We start from the raw sequence: 9,665 nt of genomic DNA, 5'->3' as shown, positions 1-9,665 counted from the left end.
CTCCTACAGAGTCTGCGGTGATTTCGGAATCAGAAACGTAACCCCGTGCGCTTCGGCAATCTCCAGGATTCGCGGCAAATCCTCCGGAACCCTCAACCGGTCCACCGCCGTAAAAAACTGACCGCCGCGCGGATCGGACACCACGCCAATCATCCTCGCGGTCGCGCTGATGTTTTTGTAGGCATGGATCGACCCACCGGGAATATGCACGTAGCCGCCGGCAGAAACAGTGGTGGACTTGCCCTCGACCGTCACTTCGACCTGCCCGTCGGTAACGTAGAAAGCCTCGTCCCACGGATGGAAATGCAGCGGCGGCCCGCCCCCTTGCACGCCTTCCTGAATGTGCATTTCAAAGGGTTTGCTCAGATCGCCGCCGGCGAGAACCGTGATCGCCTCACCCACCACATTGACCGGCCCCGGGGTTTTTTCGGGGGTGATGACGTGAACCGTTCGCATGATTGCTCTCCGGAGGATGTGCCCACTCCCGCTGAGTATATTCACTTGCCAGCGTGCCCAGTGCCCGACCATCTGTCCGTCTGTCAGGGCAGTTTCAACCCCGATTGAATTTTCCCCCGGCGTATCGCTCTGCTGCTCAGGCAGTCACTGCCGAGATGCGGCGGCGGGTGGGAATCAAGACGTAGCAGGATCTAAAGCCTGACGCTGACAGAGCGCCTGCGTCGGGGCGGCGAGCAAGACTCGCCGCCACGACGATTATTACTTGCTGACAGCGGCCGCCAGCAGCGGCCCAGCCTGCTCATCGGTGAGTGCCGCATGAACCTCCATGCTCATCAGGTCACTCCATTGCAGCACCCATTTTTGAATCTGTACGGCATCGTCGGTTTCCGCGATGCCAAAACCGCTCGAGCCACCGACGGCATGCCAGCGCCCGAGCATCTTGACGCCGGGGGGCGGGGCACCTTGGGTCTCGAGAAAGCGCTTGATCGCGCTGTTGCGGTTTTGCGGACTGATTGACCAACTGACCATGAATAACATCTGCCACCTCCTGATAGGGATTGGCACCTGTTGCTCTTCGCGCACCTGGCTGGCGCCGGGACCACGGTCACGCCTGTTTCCCGCTTCATCCTGACGGGCTTTAATGTCTTTCTCCCTTTGAGAAGGCATAGCAGCGCGCCGGGATTCGCGTACGACCGCTGATCCTCTTTCGTGGCATTCGGGATTGTTGGGGGGCATTCAGCCGTCAAGTATCGCGCAGCAGGTCGTTGGCGTTGAGCAGTTCGTAGGCGATTTCCGGACGTTTTTCCAGCCCGCGACGAATCGCGGCCGGGATCGCCTGGCGGGTTTTGCGGCACAGCCCCGGCAATTCGCCGATGGAGATGGCGATGCCGCGCATGGTGCGGACTTCGTTGAAGCCGGGGGCGATTTCGACCCGGATGCCCAGTTGTTCGAACATCCGCTGTTGCATCCGTTCGAGGTCGCTCAGGCTCTGGAGATTTTCCAGGCGGTCGAGCAGGCGTTTTTCTTCGGTGCGGGTCAGGAACAGGATGCGCAGGTCCGCGCCCGCTTTTTCCAGCAGCGGTTCACGCTCGCAGTTGCAGGCACCGGGCGGGCAGGGTTGGCGGATCGGCATCGACGTGCTCATAGGGGTCAATCATAGAGCGCCCTTTGTGTGTTTGCCCATATGCCCCGACTCTTGCGGATGTACCCGGTCCCTGTAGGAGCTGGCTTGCCGGCGATAGCGGTCTATCCGGCGACTATTTTCTTTCAGGTGTACATATCCATTTCTGCGGTTATGGCCGCTATTGGTTTCGCCCTTACGGCGAGTCACTTGGAAGAGCCCCAAGTAACCAAGGGCTCTTGCCCCTTTCGTTCGGTGCCTCGCTAATGCTCGCCATGCCCTCGCTCCGGTCCTGCTCCGTGGGCCCGCCGCGATCGGCCATCCATGGCCGTGCGCGGCTAACCCGGCATCCATGCCGGGTTGCCCACTGCGCAGAACCTGCGCTCGGCCTCTCGAGGGTGCGCTTAGATCAAAAGCTGAAGGCGAGCTAACGCTCGGCCTGATGAGTGGTGAGAATCAAAAGCGTACGCCGATCCCTGTAGGAGCCGGCTTGCTGGCGATGGCGTCTGCCCAGCCAATACATACGTTGACTGATCCACCGCTATCGCCAGCAAGCCGGCTCCTACAGGGGAAATGCGTGTGTATTCGGAACGCATACGTTCAACAGTGGGAGCGAGCTTGCTTGCGAAAATCGTCTGGGCGACGCGTTCCTTCAGACAGCCCGCGTTATCGTTGACGTCCATCGCCGGCAAGCCGGCTCCTACAGGGGAATGCGTACGAGCAAAGAAACAGGTCGGCTGGCAGGCCGCCTCGCTTTGGCTTTTGATCTTGATCTGCCCCGTCGGAAGGCCGAGAGGAGGTTCTGCGCAGTGGGCAACCCGGCATGGATGCCGGGTTAGCCGCCCCCGGCCAGGGATGGCCGATGGCGGCGGGCCCACGGAGCAGGACCGGAGCGAGGGCATGGCGAGCCTTAGCGAGCCACCGTACGTCAGGGGCGCAGGCGCTTGGTTACTTGGCACTTTTCCAAGTAACCCGCTGTAAAAGCGGAACCAATAGCAGCCGTTACCACAACAACGGATATGTACACCCCCAAAAAATCACCGGCCTCAAGCCAGCATCGACATCAACCCCCCCTGACGATCAAGTTTGGCCAGCTCGTCAAACCCTCCAACATGCACATCACCGATAAAAATCTGCGGCACGCTACGGCGACCACTGCGGCCGAGCATCTCCTCAAACTTCCCAGGTTCCGATTGAACGTTTATTTCCTGTGCCGCAATGCCTCGGCTCGCCAGCAAAGTCTTGGCGTTGCGGCAATAAGGGCAAGTGTCAGTGGTATAGAGCGTCACGGTGTTCATCAGCGGTTCTCCCGAATAGACAGTCGTTCAAGCATCGATGGCCGGAAAATCGATCTCGGTCAGGGCGACGTTGTTGAGGTAATTGGTCAAGGTCTGCGAGGCCACGTGAGCGATCACTTCGACAATCTTGCTGTCGTTGATCCCGGCTGCCCGTGCCGCTGCGATCTGCTCGCTGCCCAGGTGGCCACGGCTTTCGGTGATCTGCCGGGCGAGGGTGGCAAAGGCATTGAGCTGGCCGCTGCGGGCGCTGAGGATGTCTTGCGCGGATAACCCGGCCTTGCCGGCAAACAATGTGTGGGCCGCGAGGCAGTAGTCGCACCCATTCACCTGGGACGTGGCGAGGAAGATCGCTTCTTTCTCGGTGGCGCTCAGTGACGTTTTACCGAGGGTCGCAGACTGTTGCAGATAAGAGGACAGCACGGCGGGAGCATGCGCCAGCGTCTTGAAGACATTGGGCAAAAAACCGATTTTTTTCTGCACGCCTTCCAGCAGCGGGCGAGTGGCGTCGGTGGCGTGTTCGAGGCTCAGGGTGTTGATGCGGCTCATGGTGGATCTCCGTAGATGACGGCGCGGTGTGCGCTGGGTACGGGGTCCATGCTAATGACGAGTGCTGGTCTATTGGCTGCAAATCGTCGAGGATATGCGACTGATCGTCCAGATATGCCGCCAGGAGCCTGTCCATGGATCGCTTGTCCACCTTGCTCAGCCATTTCGGCGTCAGCGCCGGTACCTTCCACAGCGGGACCTTTTGCGGCACCACCGGTTTTGACGGTGATCAGGCCTGCGGGCACCTCCATCTGCTGCAATCCGGCGAGCTGACCCTGAAACTGGCCGATGAGCGCGCGATTGAGCTCAACACCCCCACCTTGATTTTCTTCCCTCGGCCTTACCGCCACCGACTGATTGCCGCTGCCACGTCCGACACGCAACTGGTGTGCGCCTCGCTGACGTTCGATGGCGGTGCGGGGAATGCGCTGGCGGCGGCGTTGCCCGATTACCTGGTACTTGATCTCGATGAAGTGCCGACCATGGCCGGTACGCTGGACTGGCTGTTCAACGAAGCCTTCGGCGGCATTTGCGGTCGCGAAGCGATGATGGACCGCTTGTTCGAAGTGCTGGTGATCCAGTTGCTGCGGCACATTCTGACCAATCGCGAACAAAGCACCGGCATGATGGCCGGTCTCGCCGACCCGCGCTTGGCACGCTCGTTAAGCCTGATGCACGACACGCCCGGCAAGTCCTGGACTGTGGCTGAGTTGTCGACGGCGGCCAACATGTCCCGGGCCAGTTTTGCCGAACACTTTCGTCAGGTGGTGGGGCAGACCCCGGTGGATTACCTGGTTAGCTGGCGCATCAGCCTGGCCCAGAAACGCTTGCGTGAAGGCAAGTCCATTGCCCTGATTGCCGATGAAGTGGGGTATGAAAGCCCTTCGGCGCTCGCCCGGGCATTTCGGCGCAAGACCGGCGTCAGTCCACGAGAGTGGATGCATGGCGGCCAGCGTAGATAGTTTTTTGTCGCCGGTGTTTCGGCGAGGAAAAAGCAAAGCGTTCAGGCCCGTTTTCGGTAGGGCTGATGCCCATGTTTGAGTCGTTTCAAGGAGATAGAGACCCTTGTTGTGATGAGGACTAATTGTCGATTTATTGACGCCATTCTGCCTTGATTTTTATTTTAATTTATTGTTGTGACAGACCATTGACGTGCTGGCTATGTGCTTATAGGCTCCAATCAGCTGGGTAACGAATCCTTCATTCGATATCAGGAAAACCCTGTGTGCAGGGAGGCGGGCTTCAATGCGTTCATCACTGGTTCTCAAATCCGTTTTGTTCTGCGTGCTCTTTAATGGTGCGGCCATTGCCACCGCACAAACGGCCAATTTGACCCGTGAAATTAACCGCATGGGCGATGCTTGCCAAGCGTATGGTCCAAAAGCGGGCATGACCGCCGCCGAGCAGGGTGGTGCCCCTTCAACCGTTGCAAACGGTCCTGGTGCGGCAGCTTCGGCCAGCGATACCAGCTTCGCTGATACAGCAAAAAATCAACTCAACAGTCTTATAGAATCCGCCACCAAGGTGGGCGCTACCGTCAATAGTTCTTCCTGTGACGGATTAATGGCGCAACTTGCCGTTGACAAGTTAACGGCAGATTCAGGTACGCAAAGTAAAGTTTTGAGTGGCGGGGATGATGCCCTCAGCAATCAATCGAATGCAGTTCCGTTAGCTGCTGCCGCCTGGTTGTTTTCATCCGCGTTATTCGGTTTTGTCATGGTCGCCAACCGGCGGAAGGTATAGCTAGCTTTTTGTTTTTGCTGGCGATTGTGTGGCGCATTGACACTAGTGATTGATATCAATTTGATCTGCTAGTGGGTTTGGCGATGTATTAGCTGAATGACGCACTCTATTAAACAGAGTGCTATTAATTTGGCAGGCAGACATCGAGGTCGATATGTTTAACGACAACTTATTGTTAAATAAAAAACTTCCTTCGCCAGCTGTTTCCCGGCAGGCAATAGAGGCGTCAGGCCGACGAAAACCGGACGGCGTCGAACGCAAAAAACAGCCCCTTGATCGTTTCCTTGACCTAAAAATGAGCAAGAGTGATTTACCCCGGTTTTTATGCAAGACTCTTGGCAAGGCTACTTAGGCGGAGGGATCCCGATGTCGCGTTTCTGGTTACCTGTGGTCTGCGCGCTGGCAGTTATGCCCAGCATTTCCAATGCCGTCGCAAACGATGCTGCATACCGGTTGAGTCCGGGTGACAAGCTTGCCGTTTCCGTTTGGGGCGAAGACAAGCTCAAGCAGGACGTGATCGTTCTTCCCAACGGAAGCATTACCTTCCCGCTGGCAGGGCAAGTCGATGTGGCGGGTCTCGATACCACCGCAGTCGAAGAGAAAATTGCTGCCAAGCTTGTAAAGTACATACCCGATCCGCAGGTGAGCGTTGTCGTCACCAGCACGGATGGCAATCTCGTGTACGTGCAGGGCAAAGTGTTGAAGCCAGGCAGTGTCCATTTATCAGGTCAAACGTCAGTGCTGCAGGTTTTAAGCGTGGCGGGCGGGCTCGACAAGTTTGCCGACAAGGATGAAATCAAGGTCGTGCGACTCAACGGGACCAAGCAACAGATCCTGCCAGTCAATTACAGCGATCTGATGTCCGGGCGTGACATGTCCACCAATATTCTCCTCCAGGCCGGCGATACGCTGGTCGTGCCTTAGACTTGCGCGATGCATTAAGGATTAACTTGCTTGCTCTTCGAACTACCGGGGTTGCCACTGCAACCCTGATCCTGTCGTGTTCCGGTGTGGCCCATGCGGCGACCTGGCAATCATCAATCGCAGTGCCTTCGACTGTCGAGTACGACAGCAATCCACTGTTGCTCACGAGTGGCGAGCAGGGTGTGACCCGCACCATCATCGCTCCCGAGTACGGCCTTGTCGGTACTTCCGGTCGGGATGAGTTTCAATTCGGTCTCGGTGTATACGTCGTGCGTTCTTCCGATACCGACATCGTGACGGACCGTGAAGACCCCCGATTGAAACTGGGGTGGCAGCGGGAAACCGAAACGGGCGGTTTTGGGCTCAAGGCCAGGTATGAAGAGAGTTCAACGCTCTCTACTGCCGTTCAGGAAACCGGCGTGGTGGCAGCCGACGGCACGCAAAAGCTGTATACCTTGGGCGGCAACTGGCATACGGCTCTCAGCGAGCGAAGTACTTTGCTCAACGAGACTGACTACACTCATGTCACTTACGACATTCCGACCCTGATCAACTACGACGAACTGGCCACCCGCTTTACGTGGAGCTACGCGTGGAGCGAGCAGACCGAGGTGTTCACCCGTTTGGGCGTCAGGCGCTATGAGCCTGAGAAGGGCTCTGCAGTGGCATCCTCCTCAAACAGCTATACACCCACGGTCGGCGTGAACTTCCAGCTCTCCGAGCAGTTCAAGGGTACGGTGTACGCGGGCGTCAATCAGGTTTCCGGCTCGGGTGACGGCCCCAAGGGGCAGGGCGGATTGACCTTGCAATACACCGGCGAGCGGTTCGATGCAATCGTCGACGCCGGTCGCAGTACGGTCGCCAGCGGTGACGGCGGGTTCGTCGAGGCGGATAACCTGAAGGGAACATTCAGTTACGCCATCGATGAGATCCGACGCACCGGTTTTGATGCCTCCTGGCAGGACACCAAAGGCCAGACGCCAAACACTTTGCTTAATTACAGTGCCTGGATCAGTCAAGAACTCTCGCCTTTTTGGATTGCGCGCCTATCCTTCACGTACAAGGAGCGTCAGCAGGACGGCTTGCCGGATGCCAGCGCAAATATTGTCGGGATGACACTGATTTACAGTTACCCCGGTCTCTGAAATTCAGTTGTGTGAGAAATATGGCCTCTGAATACGAAATGTCGGTCAACGACTACATCGCCATCGTCAAACACCACGCCGTGCTGTTGATCGTGAGTTGCGCAGCCATACTTGGCGTGAGCATCGCGGTCGCGATGTCGCTGCCGCCCACGTTCGAGTCCTCTGGCACGATCCTGATCGAGTCGCAGCAGATCTCGCCTGAACTGGTCGCGACAAACAACGGCACCTTTGCCGATGAGCGCATCGAGGTCATTCGCCAGCGTGTGATGACCCGGGAGAATCTTTTAGCGATCATCGACAAATACAACTTGTTCTCTTCTCAAGGCCGGCAGTTGAGCGTTTCCGAGAAAATCGATGAAATGCGCAATACGATCGGGGTCACCCTGGTCAGCGCCGCGGTCAAGGGTCGCGGGGAAGTGACGATTGCGTTTCGTCTTTCCTTTGAGCACCGCCAACCAGAGATTGCCAACAAAGTGGCCAATGAACTGGTAACGCTGTTTCTGAATGAAAACATCCGGCAGCGCACCGAGCGCGCCAATGAAAACACAGAGTTCGCAAAGCAGGAGGCGGACAAGCTCGAGGTTGCCCTGAATGCCCAGGACAGTCGCGTGGCGAAATACAAGGAGGAGCACAGCAAATCGCTGCCCGAGAATCGGGAATTGCTCACGAACATGTTGACCCGCGCCGAAAACGACCTCAAGGAAGTCGATCGTGACTACAAGGCTGCCCGTGAGGATTTGCGCTTCAACGAGTTGGAGCTTGTCGCCGCCAATGCCGGCGTAGCGACCAAGCCTGGCGTGGCAGGTGCAGCCGCTGACAAACCGCAGGATCTGGGCAGCCTCAAGGCGGAATACGTCCGTTTGCTGACGCTGTATACCGAAGCCCACCCCGATGTGCGTGCCGTGAAACGCAAGATTGCGGCACTTGAGGCGAACAAGTCGGTGGCGGGGAGTTCGGTAGTGTCCGTCAGTATGGATGTAGCGAAGGCTCAGGCGCGGATCGCGGCCACCGACGCACGTATCAAGTCGCTGGCCGATCAGAAGCAGCAGACGCAGCAGAAAATAGCCGAATACGAAGCGCAGATTATTGAAATGCCACAAGTCGAGCGCGGCCTGATCACGCTGATGCGTGACCATGACAACGCGAAAAAGAAATACGAGGAAATGCGCGCCAAGGAGATGAATGCGAGAATTTCCGAAAGCCTGGAACAGGAAAACAAAGCCGAGCGTTTTGTTCTCCTGGAGTCGCCGCTGATGCCTGAAAAACCGGTACGGCCGAACCGCAAGAAAGTGGTTGCCATGGGCTTCGTGCTTGCCCCTGTGGGCGCTGGCGCATTGGTGATGCTCCTGGAAATGCTGACTCAGCGTGTGCGCGGAGCTGAAGCCCTGGGTAGCGTGTTGGGGCGGCGTGTACTGGTTGCCATTCCCTACATTCACACCAAGGCGGAGCTGGCGAATCGCAAGAGGTGGCGAACGCGCTTGATCATCTGTGGGATAGTGGCATTCGTGATCTTTCTGGTGCTCGTGCACTTCCTCTACATGCCACTGGATCTTTTGATTTTTAAAGCTTTGGGCCGGTTTGCATAAGGAATACAGCCATGGAATTTAACAAGACCGATACCGAAGATGATGAAAAACAGTCGTCCTCGGCCCTCGTGGCCACGCCAAAAGCCATGACCGCAACCGGGCACTCTGCAGGTCTGAATGCGCTCAGTTATGTGCAAACCAAAGTTGTGCCTTTGCGCCCGGATCATCTCGAGCGTAACCGCATTGTGGCGTACAACAAGAACTCGAACATGGGCGGGGCGTTCGATCTGCTGCGCACGCAAGTTCTGAAAATCATGGAAGAAAACGGCTGGCGTACGCTTGCCATCACCTCGCCGACGCCGGAGGCAGGCAAGACGGTCCTGGCGATCAACCTGGCAATGAGCATCGCCCATCACACCACCAAGACTGCATTGCTGGTGGATTTTGACCTGCGCCGTCCGACAGTGGGTGCCTGCCTGGGTCTGCCGATGGATAAATCACTCAACGAATACCTGGCCGACGAAGCGGAACTGCAAGAGGTTCTGGTCAACCCGACCTTGCCGCGTTTTGTCGTCCTGCCGACCCGTAAGCCGATTCCTCTCTCCACCGAGGTGTTGTCATCGCCCGCAGTGACCCATTTGATCAGTGATCTGCGTGAACGCTACAACTCGCGTATCGTGATTTTCGACTTGCCGCCAATCCTCAGCTCGGACGATGTCATTACCGTCCTGCCGAAATTCGACTGCGTCCTGCTCGTGGTAGCCAACGGCATGAACAGCAAGAAAGAGATCGAGGAAAGCCTGCATCACCTGGGCTCAGCCAATCTGATTGGCACGGTGCTGAACAAAGCCGAACCACAAAACCGCTCTTACTACTAGCGCGTCACCCTTCGGCGCGTGGCGCGTTA

At 57.4% G+C, this 9,665-nt stretch carries 11 protein-coding genes; 6 read left to right on the top strand and 5 right to left on the bottom strand.

Features of this window, described 5'->3' with window-relative positions; translation table 11 throughout:
• Nucleotides 1–3 precede the first annotated feature (3 nt).
• The 5 genes from KGA97_RS20220 to KGA97_RS20200 all read right to left on the bottom strand — a co-directional run bounded on the left by KGA97_RS20220 (nt 4) and on the right by KGA97_RS20200 (nt 3,420).
• A complete protein-coding gene (locus KGA97_RS20220; RefSeq protein ID WP_223437077.1) occupies nt 4–456 on the bottom strand; it encodes a cupin domain-containing protein in 453 nt (150 codons plus the stop codon).
• A 258-nt stretch (nt 457–714) separates the two neighbouring features.
• The gene (locus tag KGA97_RS20215) at nt 715–993 is read right to left on the bottom strand and encodes a DUF3303 domain-containing protein (protein WP_008043696.1); all 279 of its coding nucleotides are present in this window, start codon (nt 991–993) and stop codon (nt 715–717) included.
• A 205-nt stretch (nt 994–1,198) separates the two neighbouring features.
• Nucleotides 1,199–1,600: a hypothetical protein gene (locus KGA97_RS20210; protein ID WP_223481355.1), complete on the bottom strand. Its 402-nt coding sequence runs from the start codon at nt 1,598–1,600 to the stop codon at nt 1,199–1,201.
• 1,022 nt (nt 1,601–2,622) lie between these two features.
• On the bottom strand, nt 2,623–2,874 hold the full coding sequence (gene grxC, locus KGA97_RS20205; RefSeq protein WP_223481354.1) for a glutaredoxin 3: 252 nt from the start codon (nt 2,872–2,874) through the stop codon (nt 2,623–2,625).
• Between the two features lie 27 nt (nt 2,875–2,901).
• On the bottom strand, nt 2,902–3,420 hold the full coding sequence (locus KGA97_RS20200) for a carboxymuconolactone decarboxylase family protein (RefSeq protein ID WP_008033958.1): 519 nt from the start codon (nt 3,418–3,420) through the stop codon (nt 2,902–2,904).
• Nucleotides 3,421–3,554: 134 nt separating this feature from the next.
• Between KGA97_RS20200 and KGA97_RS20195 the strand changes: the two genes are divergently transcribed.
• The 6 genes from KGA97_RS20195 to KGA97_RS20170 all read left to right on the top strand — a co-directional run bounded on the left by KGA97_RS20195 (nt 3,555) and on the right by KGA97_RS20170 (nt 9,636).
• Entirely contained in the window at nt 3,555–4,382 is an 828-nt protein-coding gene (locus tag KGA97_RS20195; protein ID WP_223481353.1) for an AraC family transcriptional regulator, read from the top strand.
• A gap of 283 nt (nt 4,383–4,665) precedes the next feature.
• Nucleotides 4,666–5,163 carry a hypothetical protein gene (locus KGA97_RS20190; protein WP_192229035.1) on the top strand — a complete coding sequence of 166 codons (498 nt, stop codon included), beginning with the start codon at nt 4,666–4,668 and terminating at the stop codon, nt 5,161–5,163.
• 366 nt (nt 5,164–5,529) lie between these two features.
• Nucleotides 5,530–6,087: a polysaccharide biosynthesis/export family protein gene (locus KGA97_RS20185; RefSeq protein ID WP_207285927.1), complete on the top strand. Its 558-nt coding sequence runs from the start codon at nt 5,530–5,532 to the stop codon at nt 6,085–6,087.
• A gap of 26 nt (nt 6,088–6,113) precedes the next feature.
• On the top strand, nt 6,114–7,232 hold the full coding sequence (locus KGA97_RS20180) for a hypothetical protein (RefSeq protein ID WP_207285928.1): 1,119 nt from the start codon (nt 6,114–6,116) through the stop codon (nt 7,230–7,232).
• A 20-nt stretch (nt 7,233–7,252) separates the two neighbouring features.
• Nucleotides 7,253–8,818, top strand: coding sequence for a GumC family protein (locus KGA97_RS20175; protein WP_008041067.1), 1,566 nt, complete (start codon nt 7,253–7,255; stop codon nt 8,816–8,818).
• Nucleotides 8,819–8,904: 86 nt separating this feature from the next.
• A complete protein-coding gene (locus KGA97_RS20170; protein WP_223437084.1) occupies nt 8,905–9,636 on the top strand; it encodes a CpsD/CapB family tyrosine-protein kinase in 732 nt (243 codons plus the stop codon).
• Nucleotides 9,637–9,665: the final 29 nt, after the last annotated feature.

Source organism: Pseudomonas sp. BF-B-15 (assembly GCF_019946675.1).
Lineage (GTDB): Bacteria > Pseudomonadota > Gammaproteobacteria > Pseudomonadales > Pseudomonadaceae > Aquipseudomonas > Aquipseudomonas migulae.
Note: the sequence above shows the minus strand (reverse complement) of the source record. Positions and strands in the feature narration are given on the sequence as shown.

Bases quoted from the DNA above. Each gene is read 5' to 3' on its own strand.
- KGA97_RS20220 (WP_223437077.1), bottom strand. From the start codon at position 456: ATGCGAACGGTTCACGTCATCACCCCCGAAAAAACCCCGGGGCCGGTC.
- KGA97_RS20185 (WP_207285927.1), top strand. From the start codon at position 5,530: ATGTCGCGTTTCTGGTTACCTGTGGTCTGCGCGCTGGCAGTTATGCCC.
- KGA97_RS20175 (WP_008041067.1), top strand. From the start codon at position 7,253: ATGGCCTCTGAATACGAAATGTCGGTCAACGACTACATCGCCATCGTC.
- KGA97_RS20170 (WP_223437084.1), top strand. From the start codon at position 8,905: ATGACCGCAACCGGGCACTCTGCAGGTCTGAATGCGCTCAGTTATGTG.
- KGA97_RS20215 (WP_008043696.1), bottom strand. From the start codon at position 993: ATGTTATTCATGGTCAGTTGGTCAATCAGTCCGCAAAACCGCAACAGC.
- KGA97_RS20200 (WP_008033958.1), bottom strand. From the start codon at position 3,420: ATGAGCCGCATCAACACCCTGAGCCTCGAACACGCCACCGACGCCACT.
- KGA97_RS20195 (WP_223481353.1), top strand. From the start codon at position 3,555: ATGGATCGCTTGTCCACCTTGCTCAGCCATTTCGGCGTCAGCGCCGGT.
- grxC (WP_223481354.1), bottom strand. From the start codon at position 2,874: ATGAACACCGTGACGCTCTATACCACTGACACTTGCCCTTATTGCCGC.
- KGA97_RS20210 (WP_223481355.1), bottom strand. From the start codon at position 1,600: ATGAGCACGTCGATGCCGATCCGCCAACCCTGCCCGCCCGGTGCCTGC.
- KGA97_RS20190 (WP_192229035.1), top strand. From the start codon at position 4,666: ATGCGTTCATCACTGGTTCTCAAATCCGTTTTGTTCTGCGTGCTCTTT.